The sequence below is a fragment of the Sphaerospermopsis aphanizomenoides BCCUSP55 genome (genome assembly GCF_001586785.1).
GTDB lineage: Bacteria > Cyanobacteriota > Cyanobacteriia > Cyanobacteriales > Nostocaceae > Sphaerospermopsis_A > Sphaerospermopsis_A aphanizomenoides_A.
This window is the reverse complement of sequence record NZ_LUFH02000040.1, coordinates 31,987-49,468: the sequence shown is the minus strand read 5'-3', so window position 1 is coordinate 49,468 and position 17,482 is coordinate 31,987. Positions and strand designations below refer to the sequence as shown.

Below are 17,482 nucleotides of genomic sequence, written 5' to 3'. Positions count from 1 at the left end.
ACACCCCACACCCCACACCCCACACTCTACATCCTTGCGCCATAAAACCAAAATTATGGCAGGATGGAAAGAGGCTGAGGCAATGAGAAACTAGACCAAGGTCTTCATGAAAGCCATGACCTGGCACAATATCGTTGGTTTCCCATTGTCTACAAAAAATCCTGGCTAAAGAATATCCATTATCGTCGGAAGACTTGTGTTGGACTGCGAAAAAGATTATATACTCTAAACCTTGACTATTAAATGAATCCAGACTACTCAGAAACTTACATTAATCATCCAACGTGGGGTTTACTATATAGGATCTGTATGGTTGATGACAACCAGGATCTTTTCACTACACTTTATGCCCAACGCTTGTTTTTTTTGGTAACAAGTGACGTTAAAGGTATTAAATTCCAGTCGATTGGACGAACTGAAGCTAGGATGATGCTGGAAAATCGTTTGCGTACTTTGCGTCGTAGTGGTAAGTCCCAGGAGTACGATCAACTTCAGAGTGTTTTCCAACGCACCTTCCAATGAGTAGTTCGATTAGTCAACGTATTGCTACCATTCGTGCTTCACTTCCTGCTTCAGTTCGGTTAATTGCTGTCAGTAAGCAAGTTCCTACTGAACTGATGCGGCAAGCTTATGCAGCAGGAATTCGTGATTTTGGTGAAAATCGTATCCAAGAAGCTGCCAGTAAACAAGCCGAGTTACAAGATTTGCCGGATATTACTTGGCACTTTATTGGACATTTACAAAGTAACAAAGCTAAAAAAGCTTTGGAATTATTTGATTGGATTCACTCGGTTGATAATCTCCACATAGCCCAGCGGCTAGATACCCTGGCGCAACAGTTAGGAGTGAGTCCATTGGTTTGCCTACAAGTCAAAGTTCTTCCTGATGCCAATAAGTCTGGTTGGATGATACCGGAACTATTCAATGACTTGGAGGCATTAAACCAATGTAAAAATTTACAAATTCAAGGTTTGATGACAATTCCACCTCTAGATCTAGATGATGGGGAGGTTTTAAATGTATTCAATCATACTCACAAACTAGCTCAGGAAATTACATCACAACAATGGTTAAATATTAAAATGGTGCATCTATCAATGGGTATGTCTGGTGATTATCATTTGGCAGTGCAAGCAGGTGCGACGATGGTAAGATTAGGAACAATTTTGTTTGGAAATCGTTCTTAATATTTTTGCTTCTCCTGTGAGGTGCTGTATTACAGACAACAGAGTGTAATCTCTTAACAAGTTCAGTGCTTGTTACCAAGGAATGTGTTTAAAAATATTTTTGGGACAAATGTAACTACTAAGACAAAATTCCATGACAGGGTCTTTTCGTCACACAACTATTAGGATATAATCTTGACTCATTGTTATGTCCATATCGAGTATAGTTTTTTCTAGAACCAATTTTTCTTGATGAAAACCTGTACTAGAAGCTACAAACAGCAATAAAATTGCTGAAGGCAGCAGCATTTACTAAGGCTACTAAACTTTACAGCCAGGTCAATTAAGGTAATTTCCACTGGGAGCGTACAAAATGAACAATATATTTTCCAAACTAAGGGATTTTGTAGGGCTAAATGAGCAAGTAGAGTACGAATATTACGAAGAAGAGCCAGATACTAGCAGTTACCAAAATCTGTATCAACAAGAAAATCCTCAACCTGCTCCCCAAGAAAACCCTGCTCCCAATCGACGTTGGCGCGAAGGTGCCTCTACAATGGGAGAAGAAGTAGCAGCAGCATCAAAGCCTATGAGTAATGTGATTGGTATGCCAGGCGCAATTAACGGAATTTCTGAAGTTTTAGTCCTCGAACCGCGCACTTTTGAAGAAATGCCCCAAGCAATTCAAGCATTACGTGAGCGCAAATCAGTAGTCTTAAATTTGACAATTATGGACCCTGATCAGGCTCAACGGGCTGTAGATTTTGTGGCTGGTGGTACTTATGCTCTAGATGGACATCAAGAGCGCATTGGCGAAAGTATATTTTTGTTTACGCCAAGCTGTGTACAAGTCAGCACTCAGGGCGGTTTTTTACACGAAGTTCCCCAACCACCAGCACGTCCCACTCGTCCCGCAGGTACAACTCCAACTTGGGGTAATGAAGTTAATCGGATGGCACAATAATGAAGTTAAATTAGTCATTAGTCCTTTGCCTTCATGTTGATGACAAATGACTAGTGACCATTGATTATTAACTAAATGACTATTAAATTTGGTTTAATTGGTGGCGGGGTAATGGGAGAAGCTCTATTATCCCGCCTTACTGCACGGGGAATTTATCAAGGTTCAGAAGTTATAGTTAGTGAGCCACAAGAGTCTCGCAGGAATTTCTTACAGCAGCAATATGGGGTAGCTGTGACGACGGATAATTGTCTGGTGTTATCTCAGGCTCAAGAGGCTGTAATGTTGGCGGTGAAGCCCCAGATATTTAGTGCGATCGCTCAAGAATTAGCAGATATATTACCTATAGAACATTCACCCCTAATTATTTCTATTTTGGCAGGTGTACCGTTAAAACCACTGGAAGCAGCTTTTCCCCAAATGCCAGTAATTCGCGCTATGCCCAATACTCCTGCTACAGTGGGTGCAGGAATGACGGCTATTTGTTTAGGTGCTTACACTCAGCCTAGGCATCAAGAAACCGCAAAGGAAATTTTTTCGGCTGTGGGTGAAGTGGTAGAAGTGGGAGAAAGCTTGATGGATGCGGTGACAGGGTTATCTGGTAGTGGCCCTGCTTATGTGGCGTTGATGATAGAAGCTTTATCTGATGGGGGCGTTGCGGCGGGTTTACCCAGAGCAGTGGCTAAACAATTAGCTTTACATACGGTGTTGGGAACAGCAAGACTGATAGAAGAAACTCAATTACATCCCGCAGAATTGAAGGATAGAGTTACCAGTCCTGGGGGGACGACAATTGCAGGAGTGAGCGAGTTAGAGAAGGCTGGTTTTCGTTCGGCTTTAATTCAGGCTGTGAAAGCTGCTGCTCATCGTTCTCAGGAGTTGGGTAAGGGGTGATAAATTAATCTGATGCGGTGTCTTATTATAACGTAAGTTGCTAGTTAGACAAACTGTCAGAATCAGGATGTCCAGGATTAAAGGATGAACAGGATGAAAACAGGGATTTCATCACCAATTACCCATTACCAGCCTCAACTAGATAACTAGCAACTTGAGTTATTACATTTGATTGAGCTTTCGCTTTAATTCATAACAATTATCAAGGATGGATTTTATCTCTTTTTGAGTGAAGCCTAATACTTGGAGAAAATGCAGTTGAAAAAATGCTTCCAATTTAAGGCATAAAGAAAATAAATCAATACCACTAGCTATTTTTGGCTTCAAGGATTCATTATAGTGGGTTAGATAATTTCTGGTATCTACAATACTACTGATGATTTTGCTTCGTTGTTGACTTGTTCCGATAACATCCTTGAACGGCTCAATAATGCTCTTAATTCTCTTCCTCAGATTTACTTCATTACCATGTTGCAATCTTGCCGCCAGCCATTCTTGATGTTCTTCGGGGCATTGAGAGACAATATTTTCGACTAATTCTTTGAATTTCGCTTCATCCATTAGTTTTTCATCGAATTTTCTTCTGTGGTATGTCTCTAAGCCTTGTACTAACGCTAAGAATTTCCCATCTAAGTATTTTTGAGATCCGGTCTTGACAGAAAAGTATAAATTGAAAGCATTATCAAACTGGTCATAAGCATCTATCCATTTATTAATTATTCCTTCAGTATCATTTTGAATTTGCTGATATCTAAATAGCATCCCATGCCAATAAATCTTTGGCTCATCTTGCGAGTAAGGAAGGCTGGGATAGTAAATTTTTATCGGAACTGCATTCGTCTTATCATTATCAAAAGTTTCACAAATGTTATTTGAAGTTGCTATCACACTATCCATACATACTATTTTATCAATAGCAAAACATAGAAAAGTTGTAATTTTATGTGCAATAGAAATGAAGTCATTTAATTCTCTTTCTGTCGTTGATACCAATTTGAAATAAGTCTTTTGACTTATTCTTGCCTCTGTTGTAATTGGCAAGCCTGGAAGCGTCCAAGAAAATGTAATCAACAAATGCATACCATTGTTGAGATTAAGTGAAATTTCTTCTGGTGGTGCGTATGATATTGTTGCAGTGAAGGCTTCAAACTGGTGATCGACCTTAATTCCACTTATTCCAACCCATTCATCAATTCCTTCCACAGAAAAGCAGAAGGTATTAATAACAATACTCTCGTCTTTATCATATTTTACACCAATAAGAATTCTATTTACATAGAGCAATGATTTTGATATGCCACCAAACGTAATATTCTTTTGCTTGTAAAAGCAATTATCAAGAGTAACCAACCCGTCTTTTTCAATATGCCCCACTATTCTTTTTAAATCATCGTTTCCATTAAGTGCCTCTATGCTTTCATCAAACAGCCCAACGACTTCGAGTTCAATACTTCCTCCGTCAGATATTGAAAGTGTTCCTGGTATCTGTCTATCTGGGGCAGAGGGAAGCCAAAAATAGCCTGACCTTTGAAATTTTTCTTTAATTCTCATTGCGGCATCCTTATCAAATCTAAATATAATTAAACAGAAACATTGTTATTAATTGCTGCAATTGCATTATACATCACATTATTATATTGATTTTTACGTTTTTATACATAATTTTTCCTATAACGCCCGAACCTTCTACAGAAGTTGGTAAAGTAGCAGCAAAGATCGATATAAATACAACTACTCAAACAGAAAGCTACCATGCAAGGAATAGCCGTTAATGAAACCATCACCACCATTGCTGAAGCAGAAAAACGATTTGGTTTAACTCGCAGTCAATCTCAGGATTTTTTCACAGAATGGCATGATCAATTATCTGAGATTAACTCTAATGACCGCACGAACCTAGAAATTTTATGGCAGCGTTATATTTATCACCGTTCCGGTGGACATTTATTAGAAAGTACAGTAATGCTATTACTTGTCTCTCCATTGCTGACCGTTGCAGGTTTGTATGACCCACCTTTTCGCATCAAAGCTGAAGAATCTGTGCAAATAACAGTAGCTGATAGCGAAGAAACTCTACAGGGTCGAATAGATGTTTTAGTATTGAAAGATCGCTTATGGATAATTGTTTTAGAGTCAAAAAAAACAATGTTATCAGTTTGGTCGGCATTACCCCAAACTCTTGCTTACTTGATGGCTAGTCCCAATACTGATTTGCCTACTTTTGGAATGCTAACCAATGGTGATGATATTGTCTTTGTCAAGCTAGAAAATCAAAAATATGCCATGTCAAGAGTATTTGCACCTTTAACTAACCAAAGCGAATTAGAGTCTGCGTGTCGAGTTCTACGTAAAATTGCAGAAACAGTTAGCCGAATAGGGAACAGCGAACAAGCAGAATAACCAATTACCCATTAACAATTACCTACTACCCTAGCAAATCCCTAATCAGGTTATGATGGTAGATAGTCTGGATGCAAAAGATGATTGAGTGAACTATCCCGCCCCGTCTTCAGAAATTAATTTAGGGTCAATCTTTCCCTTTGAGTTGGATCAATTCCAGCTAGATGCGATCGCCTCCCTCAATGCTGGCCGCTCAGTAGTTGTCTGTGCGCCCACAGGTTCAGGTAAAACATTAATTGGGGAATACGCTATTTATCGCGCCCTAGCGCAAGGGAAACGAGTGTTTTACACCACACCCCTCAAAGCGTTATCGAATCAAAAATTACGTGATTTTCGGGAAAAATTTGGATTTGACCAGGTGGGACTATTAACCGGCGATGCTTCCATTAACAGGGATGCACCGATTTTAGTCATGACCACCGAAATTTTCCGCAATATGCTTTATGGCACACCCATAGGTCAAATTGGCATCTCTTTGGTAGATGTAGAGGCTGTTGTCCTCGATGAGTGCCACTACATGAACGATCGCCAGCGGGGTACAGTTTGGGAAGAATCAATCATCTATTGTCCCCGTGAAGTACAGCTTGTCGCCCTTTCCGCTACAGTTGCCAACAGCGACCAACTCACCGACTGGCTTAACCGTGTTCATGGGCCAACAGACCTCATTTATTCAGATTTTCGCCCAGTTCCCCTAGAATTTCACTTTTGCAATCCCAAAGGACTTTTCCCCCTCCTGAATGAGAGCAATACGAAAATTAACTCCCGTCTAATTAAAAGAGGGAAAAAAGGACCAGGGGAAAAAGGCAAAGGCAACCGACCAGAAGCACCCAGCATTGTTTATACAATTAGCCAACTAGAGCAACGGGATATGCTGCCGGCGATTTTCTTTATTTTCAGCCGTCGGGGATGTGATAAAGCTGTGGCTGAAGTGGGAGATTTATGGTTAGTCAATAACGAAGAATCCCAAATATTACGTAGACAGATTGATGAATTTTTAGCTCGCAACCCAGAAGCCGGACGTTCTGGACAAATTGCACCTTTGTACAGAGGCATTGCGGCTCACCATGCCGGCATCTTACCAGCGTGGAAAGTATTGGTAGAAGAACTATTTCAACAGGGATTAATTAAAGTTGTCTTTGCTACGGAAACCCTGGCAGCAGGAATTAATATGCCAGCCCGAACCACGGTTATTTCCACCCTTTCCAAACGCACTGATAATGGACACCGTTTGTTGAAGGCTTCGGAATTTCTGCAAATGTCCGGTCGCGCTGGTCGTCGGGGCATGGATAAACAAGGTTATGTGGTGACATTACAAACTCCCTTTGAAGGGGCAAAAGAAGCCGCATATTTAGCCACATCTCCAGCCGATCCTTTGGTGAGTCAGTTTACCCCCAGTTATGGGATGGTGCTGAACTTGCTACAAACCCATACCTTAGAACAAGCCAAAGAACTGATAGAACGCAGTTTTGGCCAGTACATGGCAACATTATATCTAAAGCCAGAGTACGACGAAATGGGGGTAATCAAAGCCGAATTAGCAAAAATTCAAGCAGAATTAGCCGCCGTTGATGAAAATGAATTGGCGTTGTATGAAAAATTACGACAACGACTGAAAGTAGAACGGCATATCTTAAAAACTCTACAAGAACAAGCACAGGCAGACAGACAAGAACAACTGTCGATGATGCTAGATTTTGCCGTGTCTGGGACGCTGTTGAGTCTGAAAGATAAAAGTATGACGGCAACTTTGCCGATGACAGCGGTATTAGTTGCCAAAGCCCCCGATGTTGGTCAAGCGTCTTATTTCATCTGTTTGGGACAGGATAACCGCTGGTATGTGGCGACAATTGCAGATGTAGTGGATTTGTATGCCGAATTACCTAGAGTAGAAGTACCAGATCATATTTTACCACCGTCAGAACTGGCATTAAAAAGAGGTCAATGTGTGCGTGGTAATGAAGAAACCGCTGCGATCGCTCAAAGTATACCCGACCCAGGGGAATTTATGTATATGCCCCAAGAAGTTGTAGAACAACTGAGTCGGTTTAATGCTGTGCAAACACAAATAGAAAATCATCCCTTACATCAATCAGGGAATATTGCCAAGATATTTAAAGACAGAGCGCGTTGCGTCGAACTAGAAGCAGAACTGGAAGAAATACAAGAACAAGTAGAACAACATTCCCAGCGACATTGGGAAGAATTTCTGAATTTAATTCAAATCCTACAGCAGTTTAACGGGTTGGATAACTTAGTACCCACAGAACTGGGACAAATGGCCGCCGCTATTCGGGGAGAAAATGAATTATGGTTAGGTTTAGCGATCGCCAGTGGTGAATTAGATGGTTTAGACCCCCACCATTTAGCAGCGGCCGCAGCGGCTTTGGTGACAGAAACTCCCCGGCCAGACAGTAGAGTCCGCTTTGACTTGAGTAATGAAATAGCAGATGCTTTAGCAAAATTGCGGGGTATTCGTCGCCAATTATTCCAAATGCAACGACGCTATAATGTGGCGCTGCCTATTTGGTTGGAGTTTGAATTAATTGCCATTGTCGAACAGTGGGCTTTAGGTATGGAGTGGACAGAACTATGTGCAAATACCACTTTAGATGAAGGTGATGTAGTCAGGTTGTTACGCCGGACTTTAGATTTATTATCTCAAATTCCTCACGTTCCCTTAGTGCCAAACTCTTTACGGCAGAACGCCCAACGGGCTATGCAGTTAATTGATAGATTCCCTGTGAACGAGGTAATGGAGTAGGGGGCAGGGTGTAGGGTGTAGGGTGTAGGGGAGGCAGGGGAAGAAAACTTGATTCTTCCGCCTGAACGGGCGGGGAAACCCCTACTGAACTCCTGATAGCGCAGCGTGGCGCAAGCCATACTACTGATAGCGCAGCTTGGCGTAAGCCATACTCCTATTCCCTATTCCCTATTCCCTATTCCCTATTCCCTTCTTACTGTCACCTGTCACCTGTCACCTGTCACCTCTAATTTCTGTTTTAGTTTATACTTTTTTAAAATTTTATAGTCGTTATACTCATTACTTAAGGTTCTACCTGGGAATTGATGAAGTGGTCTTGCCACTTCATTTTTATTGCCTAAATGTATAGCTGTAGCCAGGATGATTAGGACATTATTGATTATTGAAAGCTAATAATAGCAAGGCTTTCACTCTTGCCTTCTGCTATAGATTGCTCAATCATTAACTAGTTCATCACGCCATTTTTCTCGGTTATCTCGTTTTTCTATTTCTCGCGCCTCACCATCACGCAGTCTCTCTAAATTCCAAGTCCCCCATTTTAAAGATTTTTGTTGTTCTAGGTGGTTGATAAATTGCATTATTGGTTGGTCAACTGAGAGTGGGGTTTTTAAATTAAACTGAATTGTCTGGAAAATTTGACTATCATTTTTGAGAAAATATTGAGTGACAAATTTACTCAACCACAGAATTAAACGATTATATAAACGACCGAGAATACCACGACGTTTTTTAGTAATAAAAATTGTCATTGCTTCATTTTTACCCCCAGCTATTAAACGCGAAGCAAACATAATATGGAAATGTAAAAATTCAGTTCCTACTGTCGCCATTCCCGTCGTACCATACCAATAACAAACGACGTAATTCACAGGTTTTTTATAGAAAGGACGAATCAGTTTAATCAACCAAGAATCAGGGCTTTTTTGTGTAGTATTGCTGAAGGTAATAGCATTCTCATTCAGTTCTTGTTTTTCAAAATTAAATTCTGACAATAACTTATGAACAGTATTAAAATGTTGAGAGTCAATAGCATTAACCATGAAAACATTCGGATGACAGTTAGTAATAAACCGTGAACCAAAAGCACTGTCACACTCCTCAAATTCTAATTTAGGAATAAATGGTAAAGGTTGTTGTGGTGTTTCTCCAGTCCAAACCCAAACTAACCCATATTTTTCGGCGGTTGGCCAAGTTTTAGTTTTTACAGGAATTGGTTCATCCAAACAGGGAATATCAATACAAAAACCCGTGGAATCAAATTGCCAATGATGAAAAGAACAGCGTAATTCATTACCCTCAACTTTGCCCTCAGCAAGATGAGCGCCCATGTGTGGACAGTAAGCATCAAAAATTACGGCTTGTCTATCTTCACCACGATAAATTATTAATTCTCTCCCCAAAATTGTCACAGGTTTGACTTCACCAACCCGCAACTTTTGAGAGGGTATTACCCAATACCAACCCTCAACAAAACGCTCTGGGTGATTGAAAATTTTAGGTTTTCGGGAGTAAGTAAAATTCTCAGCGTTGACGGTCATTTTTAGATTTTCACGTCCAGTGAAGCGGTTAATCTAGAAATATCATGCCAAGCTGAGAAAAACCGTTATTTTTAGTACCTTGTGAATAACAGGGAACAGGGAACAGGGAATAGGGAATTCTGAACTCCTGATAGCGAAGCGTGGCGTAAGCCATACTCCTATTAAATTGGAGGATAACCAGCAGCAACTAAAGCTTCTTTAATTACAGTTTCTGAAGCTTGAGTATCTACATTTACAAGCTTGGTTTTGGGGTCTGCTTCTACATTAGCATTGGCATCCACACCTTTAACTGCATTGGTAATTTTGGTTGCACAAACAGAACAAGCCATTCCTGGAACTGTAAGTTTGATTGTCATAACTTTAAAGAAGAAAGTAAACAAAAAATTAAGATTCAACTGAAGACAACTGCTGCAATTTTTGAATTTGAGCAGTTTGCGTTTTGATGATAGCTTGAGCTAGGTCACGAATTTGTGGCACATTAGCAGTTTGGGCAGCTTTCTTTGCCATGTTCACAGACATTTGCTGATGGTGAATCATCTTCCGCAAAAATTCCTGGTCAAAGTTAGGGGCATTTTGCAAAGATTCTAAATTCATCATTCCTTTCATTGCCATACCTTGACCCATTACCATACAGTTCATGGCATCAGCAGGAACTTCTGTAGCGTATAACTGTTTGTACAAAGCTTGCAATTGCTCAATTTCTTGGGTTTGGTCGGCTTTTATCTGGGTTGCTAGTGCTTTAATTTGGGTATTTTTCGCTTTCTGTACCGCTAAATCTGCCATTTTCAAGGTTTTTTGGTCGTGGTGAACCATCATTTTCAGGAAATGCTGGTCTCCTTGTTGCTGCGGCATCGCGTTAGTCTCACCAGTAGGTGCAGATGGTGAGTGCTGGTGTGGTTGTGCTTGAACGCTATTAGTTAGGGATAAAGCGACAACTAAACCGAGAAACCCATAATTCACTAATTTGTTAAACATAGCTTTTGCTCCTTTCGCTTCCCAAGGAAGGTTGAGGGCATTTCCGCCAAAAATTAGTAATAGTCGGTTGTTGTTACCAATTTATGGCTGAGAGTCCTGTTACATATACTTTAAACCCTCCACCTAGCTGGATAGTCTAGACGAATTTTACAAAGCTTAACGTTTTGGTGTAAACATCACTGGGAATATTTTCTAATGGGAACTTCAATGATAAATTCTGATCCTCCTTCGGGACAGTTTTTGTAAGTTAAACTACCTTTGTGCAGGTCAGTGATAATTTGGTGACTAGTAAATAAACCTAATCCAGTGCCTTTTCCCACTAATTTTGTCGTAAAAAATGGCTCGAATATACGGACTTTATTCTTTTCAGAAATGCCCACACCATTGTCTTTAACACTGATACTGATTTGATTTTTATCCTTAATAAAGGTACTAATGCAAATTGTAGGTTTAAATGAACTATCAACATTTGAATTTAGTTTTGATTCAAGTGCATCAATAGCATTTTGGAAAATATTTACCAGCACTTGATTGAAGAGATTGGGATAGCCAGAAAGTGGGGGTATATCCTGATATTTTTTGAAAATTGAAATACTGACTGCATCTTTTTTTAAGATTAATTGATAACTGAGTAACGTGAGTACACTATCTATACTTTCATGAATGTCAAAGGTTTTAATACCGGATTTATCAAGACGAGAGAAAATATGCAAAGCTTGAATAACTGAATGAATCCTTTCTGCACCTCTACGGATGGAATCAATAATTTTTGTCAAATCAGTTGCTACAAAATCTAATTGAATGTCTTCAATTAAATTTATAATTTCTGGAGTAGCATTTGGAAATGTTTCTTGATAAACTTGAATTAAATTAATCAGTTTTTGAGTATATTCAGATGCAGGATTTAGGTTGCCAATAATAAAGTTGAGGGGGTTGTTAATCTCATGAGAGATACCTGCGGCAATTCTTCCTGCATTAACTAGCTTTTCTTTTTGAATCAGTTCAGCTTGAGTATTTTGTAATACTAGGAGCATATTTTGTAGTTGCCCATTCCGATTTTGTAATTCTTTTTGCAGGTGTTGAAGTTTTAACTGAGTTTGAATCCTGACTAATACTTCTTCTAGATAGAATGGTTTTGTAATATAGTCAATTCCTCCAATTTGAAATGCTTTGACTTTATCAACTACTTCGTTACCAGCACTTAAAAATATAATTGGAATTGAATTAGTTTTGGGGTCATTTTTTAAAGTTTCGCATACCTCATATCCTCCCATTACTGGCATATTGATATCTAGGAGAATTAAATCAGGTGGAAGGGTATTAATAGCCGTTAATGCTGCTTGTCCATTAATTGCTTTGCGAATTTGATAATTTTGTTTGGATAAAAATTCAGACAAGAACCGAATATTCTCAAGTTTATCATCAACAATGAGAATATCTGCTAAAAAACTTGGGGTTTGTATACTCATGACTAATTATATTTTGGATAAAAATTGAATTAATTAAAACTGCTTGTTAAAATGCTACAGATGTGAAATAAAATAATTTCCACCCTGTTCCCTGCTATTTTGATTCTGAATATTTGTCATAAAACTAGTGATTTTCTCAGAATCCAGTGGTTCAGAGAACAGATAACCTTGGCCAAACTGACAATCTAATAGTTTTAATTGTTCTAATTGATGATCTGTTTCTATACCTTCAGCAATTATATTCATACCCATTGTTTTGGCTATTTGCACAATTGCATTCACTAGAGCAAGGCTGTCAGATTTTTCGTGTAAATGCTGAACAAATGACCGATCAATTTTGAGGTTATCAACAGGAAATGAATGTAAGTAACTCAGTGATGAATAACCGGTACCAAAATCATCAATGCTCAACTGAATACGTCGTTGACGTAAACTTTTAATTACCTGAGCAGCAGCAGCAACATTTTCCATAATGGCTGTTTCTGTGATTTCTAATTTTAGACATTCTGGTGGAATTTGAGTTTCTGTTAAAATATCATCAATTTGTTGTAAAAGGTTCGATTGAGCAAATTGGTAAGCTGATAAATTGACGCTGACAGAAAAAGATGAATCAACAATATTATTTTCTTGCCAGAGATGTAACTGATGGCAAGCTTGTTTGAGCGTCCAGTATCCTATTTTTAATATTAATCCTGTTTCTTCAGCAAGAGGGATAAAATCTGCTGGACTAATCAATCCTTGGGTCGGATGTTGCCAGCGAATTAACGCTTCTACACCTATAGCTTTACCTGTAATCAAATCAATTATTGGTTGATAATGAAGGATAAATTTTTCATTTTGAATGGCTTTTCTTAGATCAGTTTCTATCTGTAAACGTTGGTAAGCATTTTGGTGCATTTTCGGTACAAAAATTTGATATTGCTCTTTACCCAACGATTTAGCCTTGTACATAGCTATATCTGCGTCTCGCAATAATGCTTCAGGATCAGAATAAGTTGAGCATTCACTAACAATACCAATGCTAAAAGAAAGAAAAACTTCTCGTTCTCTTAAATGAAATGGATCTGTAAAACGTTGAGAAATGCTTTCGGCAATTTTAATAATTGCGTCCGCGTTAGTGAAATTTTTCAGCAAGATGACAAATTCATCTCCTCCTAAACGTGCTAAAAAAATGTCATCATCTAACAAAGACTTGAGACGTTGAGTAACTGCAATGAGTAGCTCATCTCCTGCTAAATGACCTAAAGAGTCGTTGACTATTTTAAAGCGATCGCAATCTAGATAAAATACAGCAAATTGATAATCAGGGTCTGCCTGTTGTGTGGCGATAGACTCCCACAGTTTCTCCATTAACAAGCTGCGGTTAGGTAGCTTGGTAAGTGAATCTTGAAATGCCATCTCCGCTAATTGGAAATTAGCAATTTCTAGCTGTTGAGTACGTTCTCTTACTCTTGCTTCTAGCTGTGTATTGAGGTCACAAATTGTTTGTCGAGCTTGAATAATAGTGAGTTGATGTTTAACTCGTGCTAAGACTTCTTCGATATGAAATGGTTTTGTAATATAGTCTGCACCACCCACTTGAAAAGCTTGAATTTTGTCGCTAATATCGTCGGCTGCACTTAAGAAAATGATGGGAATATGAGCAGTTTTAGGGTTAGATTTTAGCTGTTGACAAACCTGATATCCATTCATATCAGGCATTCTGATATCTAATAAAATTAAGGTAGGTAGAGCGGCCTCAACGGTTGTCAACGCCATTGTTCCACTAATTGCTTTCCGAGTTTCATATCCATTGCGCTCTAAAATGCTCGAGAGGAGACGAACATTTTCTAGCACATCATCAACAACCAAAATATTAATTTGGTTAGCTGATGATGAAATTTCTGCTAATGTGCTTTGATTATTCATATATTTAATAGGGAATAAGGAATAGGGAATTGGGAATTGGGAATTAATAATTTACTGTCACCTGTCACCTGTCACCTGTCACCTGTCACCTACTATAAATGTTTGAGTCAGTGTTATTAGTTGGTCAAACTGATAGTTGTCAATTAATTTAGTTAAGGCTGCAATGAGAGCAGTTTGCTCAGGAGGAATTTGAGTAATAAGATTAAGACATATACTATCATTGCCTTGGGCTGCTGCAAAATTTAATTCCTCAATCCATTCTTTGGGCATGATATTTAGGGCAGCATCATTCAGAATGAAGTCGAATTGATGAGGATAAGAGTCAGCAATTTCTTTACCTGAATTTGATTCATATATATATTCAACTTGTAGATAATCAGATAAAATGGTGAGAATTTCTTCCCAGCGGAATGGTTTGCTCAAGAAATCATCACAACCAGCTTCTAAGGTTTTTTGGCGTTGTTCTATAAAAGCACTAGCAGTCAAAGCAATGATTGTTGTGGGAGTTTGTCTTTGCTCAAGTGTTAATTCTTGTTCCTGATGGCGAATTTGTCGAGTAGCTGCATAGCCATCGAGAACCGGCATCTGCATATCCATAAAAATTAAGTGCGGTTGCCATTGTTGCCATAGAGCGATCGCTTCTTCACCATTTTCAGCTTCTAATACTTCAAAACCTAGCTGAATCAACATTTGGCTTAGTAGTAACCGATTAGCTGAATTATCTTCAACAATGAGAATTCGATGGTTTTGTCCAGGTGCAATACTAACTACACCATTAACAGGAATTGAACTAGAACTGAACACTTCTTCAGCTAAACTAGGCTGAATATAAAAAGTAAAACAACTACCTTGACCTAGTTGACTACGAACAGTAATTTCACCACCCATCAGTTGTACAAACTTTTGACTGATGCGTAACCCTAAACCTGTTCCTTCCTGTGATTTTTCTCCAGAGCGTGTTTGTTGAAATGCCTGGAATAACTCACTAATTTCTTCTGGGGCAATACCATAACCTGTGTCTTCAACTTCAAAACAGAGAGTATGGGAGGGTGTATTAGAGGGTGTGAAGTGTGGGGTGTGGGGTATAGGAGAACCCGCCCAAGATGCTGGTTTAGCGACTGGAGGCGACGACGGGCGATGTGGGGTTTGAGGTGCGGGGAGAGATATTCTTGTTTCCTCTCTGCTCCCATACTCCCATGCTCCCATGCTTCCATGCTCCTCTGCTTCTGTAAATGTGGTTACATTCCTAATCCGCATTTTCACACTGCCTTGATCGGTAAATTTGATGGCATTTCCCAGCAGGTTAATCAGTACCTGACGCAGTTTGTTTTCATCAGTTTTGATGTACTGGGGTACAGTAACATCACATTCAAAACTGAGTTTTAAGCCTTTGGATTGTGCTTTCAGTTGGAGCATGGCTTCCAAACTGTAGAGTAACTTGTGCAGATCAAACTCTGTTGCTACGAGTGTCACCCTGCCAGCTTCGATTTTTGACATCTCCAGCACATCGTTAATTAATGCTAGTAGGTGTTCGCCACTGTGATTAATGATTTCGATATACCGTTGATGGTCAACTTTTAGGGATTTATCCTGCTGCATTAATTGAGTAAAGCCGAGAATAGCATTGAGTGGAGTACGCAGTTCATGGCTCATGTTGGCCAGAAATTCGCTTTTAGCTCGACTGGCTGCATCAGCGGCTTCTTTGGCGAGTTTGAGTTCCTCCGCTTGTTGTTGGGTTTGGGCAAATAGTTCTGCCTGTTGTACTGCTACCCCCAACTGATTGCTAATTTGGGAGACGATTCCTATTTCTGCTTCTTTCCACTGCCGGGGACTACCATTTTGATAAGCTGCTAATAGACCCCACAGTTTTTTGCCACAGAAGATGGGTGTAATTATATAAGCCCGTGCTTGTAGTTGTTGGAGAAGATTCAGATAGCAGGGTTCAAAATTCCTGGTGTAGATATCGTTAACACAACAATAGCTGTTTTTTTGGCGATAAATGCCGCCTTGGGTTTCCTGTAAATAAGTATCACTACTCAATACATCTGAATTACTGAGTTGAGTTGTCACACAATTGTGTTGATTAACGGCAATTTGAGTCAGTTCAGTAGCATTTGTCGGTGCGGGTAACAAAATATTCCAATTGTTAGCGACTGACTCAGAAACTAATTCCCCACTCCAATCTGGGTTAAAGCGGTAAATTAAAACACGGTCGCACTTAAGATTTTGCCGTAATTCAGTGGTGGTGACACTAAAAATAGATTCCAAATTCAGGGTTTGACGCATTCGCAGAATTACGCCATTAATTGCCTTTTCTCTTTCTGCCATTACTCTCATAGCCGTTTCTGCTGCTATTCGTTCTTTAATTTCTGTTTCCAGGGAGGCATTAGCTTTTATAAGTGCGGTAGTGCGTTCTTTAACTCGGACTTCCAGATCCTCATAAGCTTGACGTTTTTCTGTTTCTGCCCATTTACGTTGTAGTTCGGCGGAAGCCCTGGCAGCAAATACCTGGAGGAGAGCTTTGTGGCGATCGCTTGCAAAAAATGGTTTAATATCAACAATACAAAGGTTGCCAATTACATTCTGATTGATATCAACTAAAGGAACGCCTACGTAACTTTTTGCTCCTAACTGTTCAATTAATTTGTTACCGGGAAAACTCTCCTGCAAGTTGTCTGGAAAGGCACACAGCATCTTCTCTTGAACTACAGTTTTACAAGGAGTGTTAATCAGTTCATATTCAAAGTTTTCTGCCCAATGATCTACAGACCACACATTAATACTTCTTACCTTTTGTAAGGATTTATCCACTCTCTCAAATACTATGGCGTAGGAAACGCCCAGGGCAGTTGCCAGATTTTGTACGAGAGCCGGAAAAAATTCGTTACCTGTGACAGCAGCAGTACCAGATACAATCGTTTGTAGGGTTTCTTCTGCTTTTTGGCGTTCTGTTATCTGCTGTTGTAGTTCCCGGTTGATGACTTCTAGCTGTTCAGGTGTTTGTAATGCCAAAAACTGGGGTAATAATTCTACCATCTGTAACGCTGTATAGCAAGAAACAAAAGCAGTTAAAGCACGTTCAATGCCAGAAACCCAGTAATCTGGATGCCACAGTGTCCAAATGTCGAGGAGATGCCCTGTACCACAGAGAATAATAAATGCACCAAATAAGACAAAGACTTTAGAAAAGGGAATGTCATTACGCTTGCTGACAAAATAGATCAGCATGGCGGGGATGGAAAAATAAGCGATCGCAATCAGGGCATCACTAACTAAATGCAAACCCACTAATGGAGTTTGCCAAAGATAGCAATGTCCGTGGGGTATATAGTAGTTAAAAGCTAAAATATGATTGATGTTTGGTAATAATGCCAACATTGTGTGCATATTGTCGAAGGTGCTATCCTCAA

Annotated in this window: 13 protein-coding genes; 6 read left to right on the top strand and 7 right to left on the bottom strand. The window is 39.5% G+C overall.

The features are described 5' to 3' along the window. Nucleotides 1-243 precede the first annotated feature (243 nt). The 4 genes from pipX to proC all read left to right on the top strand — a co-directional run bounded on the left by pipX (nt 244) and on the right by proC (nt 3,021). Nucleotides 244-522, top strand: a complete 279-nt coding sequence (pipX, locus tag A0J48_RS12125; protein ID WP_013192742.1) for a transcriptional coactivator PipX — start codon at nt 244-246, stop codon at nt 520-522. Next, nucleotides 519-1,187, top strand: a complete 669-nt coding sequence (locus A0J48_RS12120; protein WP_200323393.1) for a YggS family pyridoxal phosphate-dependent enzyme — start codon at nt 519-521, stop codon at nt 1,185-1,187. Before pipX ends, A0J48_RS12120 begins: the two co-directional genes overlap by 4 nt. A 352-nt stretch (nt 1,188-1,539) precedes the next feature. Further along, nucleotides 1,540-2,130 (top strand): cell division protein SepF, encoded by a 591-nt coding sequence (locus A0J48_RS12115; protein ID WP_200323391.1) that lies wholly within the window; start codon nt 1,540-1,542, stop codon nt 2,128-2,130. Nucleotides 2,131-2,205: 75 nt separating this feature from the next. Next, on the top strand, nt 2,206-3,021 hold the full coding sequence (proC, locus tag A0J48_RS12110) for a pyrroline-5-carboxylate reductase (protein ID WP_200323389.1): 816 nt from the start codon (nt 2,206-2,208) through the stop codon (nt 3,019-3,021). Between the two features lie 162 nt (nt 3,022-3,183). Here proC and A0J48_RS12105 read toward each other — a convergent pair whose 3' ends face one another. Next, a complete protein-coding gene (locus A0J48_RS12105) occupies nt 3,184-4,572 on the bottom strand; it encodes an ApeA N-terminal domain 1-containing protein (RefSeq protein WP_200323387.1) in 1,389 nt (462 codons plus the stop codon). A gap of 201 nt (nt 4,573-4,773) precedes the next feature. On the opposite strand from A0J48_RS12105, the gene A0J48_RS12100 reads away from it, so the two are divergent. Both A0J48_RS12100 and A0J48_RS12095 read left to right on the top strand, forming a co-directional pair. Continuing rightward, entirely contained in the window at nt 4,774-5,421 is a 648-nt protein-coding gene (locus A0J48_RS12100; RefSeq protein WP_200323385.1) for a type I restriction endonuclease, read from the top strand. Nucleotides 5,422-5,509: 88 nt separating this feature from the next. Then, the gene (locus A0J48_RS12095; protein ID WP_200323383.1) at nt 5,510-8,182 is read left to right on the top strand and encodes a DEAD/DEAH box helicase; all 2,673 of its coding nucleotides are present in this window, start codon (nt 5,510-5,512) and stop codon (nt 8,180-8,182) included. Nucleotides 8,183-8,616: 434 nt separating this feature from the next. Here the strand turns inward: A0J48_RS12095 and A0J48_RS12090 are convergent, their stop codons facing one another. From A0J48_RS12090 to A0J48_RS12065, 6 genes are all read right to left on the bottom strand, one after another. Next, nucleotides 8,617-9,720 (bottom strand): aromatic ring-hydroxylating dioxygenase subunit alpha, encoded by a 1,104-nt coding sequence (locus A0J48_RS12090; protein ID WP_200323381.1) that lies wholly within the window; start codon nt 9,718-9,720, stop codon nt 8,617-8,619. Between the two features lie 161 nt (nt 9,721-9,881). Continuing rightward, the gene (locus A0J48_RS12085) at nt 9,882-10,076 is read right to left on the bottom strand and encodes a heavy-metal-associated domain-containing protein (protein WP_200323379.1); all 195 of its coding nucleotides are present in this window, start codon (nt 10,074-10,076) and stop codon (nt 9,882-9,884) included. Between the two features lie 28 nt (nt 10,077-10,104). After that, entirely contained in the window at nt 10,105-10,695 is a 591-nt protein-coding gene (locus tag A0J48_RS12080; RefSeq protein ID WP_200323377.1) for a DUF305 domain-containing protein, read from the bottom strand. A gap of 176 nt (nt 10,696-10,871) precedes the next feature. Next, nucleotides 10,872-12,164: a hybrid sensor histidine kinase/response regulator gene (locus tag A0J48_RS12075; RefSeq protein WP_200323375.1), complete on the bottom strand. Its 1,293-nt coding sequence runs from the start codon at nt 12,162-12,164 to the stop codon at nt 10,872-10,874. 54 nt (nt 12,165-12,218) lie between these two features. Next, nucleotides 12,219-14,072 (bottom strand): putative bifunctional diguanylate cyclase/phosphodiesterase, encoded by a 1,854-nt coding sequence (locus tag A0J48_RS12070; RefSeq protein WP_200323373.1) that lies wholly within the window; start codon nt 14,070-14,072, stop codon nt 12,219-12,221. 78 nt (nt 14,073-14,150) lie between these two features. Beyond that, nucleotides 14,151-17,450, bottom strand: a complete 3,300-nt coding sequence (locus A0J48_RS12065; protein WP_200323371.1) for a GAF domain-containing protein — start codon at nt 17,448-17,450, stop codon at nt 14,151-14,153. Nucleotides 17,451-17,482: the final 32 nt, after the last annotated feature.

Excerpts from the sequence above, each read along its gene's own strand:
- A0J48_RS12120 (WP_200323393.1), top strand. The coding sequence starts at position 519 with ATGAGTAGTTCGATTAGTCAACGTATTGCTACCATTCGTGCTTCACTT.
- A0J48_RS12070 (WP_200323373.1), bottom strand. The coding sequence starts at position 14,072 with ATGAATAATCAAAGCACATTAGCAGAAATTTCATCATCAGCTAACCAA.
- proC (WP_200323389.1), top strand. The coding sequence starts at position 2,206 with ATGACTATTAAATTTGGTTTAATTGGTGGCGGGGTAATGGGAGAAGCT.
- A0J48_RS12065 (WP_200323371.1), bottom strand. The coding sequence starts at position 17,450 with ATGTTGGCATTATTACCAAACATCAATCATATTTTAGCTTTTAACTAC.
- A0J48_RS12105 (WP_200323387.1), bottom strand. The coding sequence starts at position 4,572 with ATGAGAATTAAAGAAAAATTTCAAAGGTCAGGCTATTTTTGGCTTCCC.
- A0J48_RS12115 (WP_200323391.1), top strand. The coding sequence starts at position 1,540 with ATGAACAATATATTTTCCAAACTAAGGGATTTTGTAGGGCTAAATGAG.
- A0J48_RS12090 (WP_200323381.1), bottom strand. The coding sequence starts at position 9,720 with ATGACCGTCAACGCTGAGAATTTTACTTACTCCCGAAAACCTAAAATT.
- pipX (WP_013192742.1), top strand. The coding sequence starts at position 244 with ATGAATCCAGACTACTCAGAAACTTACATTAATCATCCAACGTGGGGT.
- A0J48_RS12100 (WP_200323385.1), top strand. The coding sequence starts at position 4,774 with ATGCAAGGAATAGCCGTTAATGAAACCATCACCACCATTGCTGAAGCA.
- A0J48_RS12075 (WP_200323375.1), bottom strand. The coding sequence starts at position 12,164 with ATGAGTATACAAACCCCAAGTTTTTTAGCAGATATTCTCATTGTTGAT.
- A0J48_RS12085 (WP_200323379.1), bottom strand. The coding sequence starts at position 10,076 with ATGACAATCAAACTTACAGTTCCAGGAATGGCTTGTTCTGTTTGTGCA.
- A0J48_RS12080 (WP_200323377.1), bottom strand. The coding sequence starts at position 10,695 with ATGTTTAACAAATTAGTGAATTATGGGTTTCTCGGTTTAGTTGTCGCT.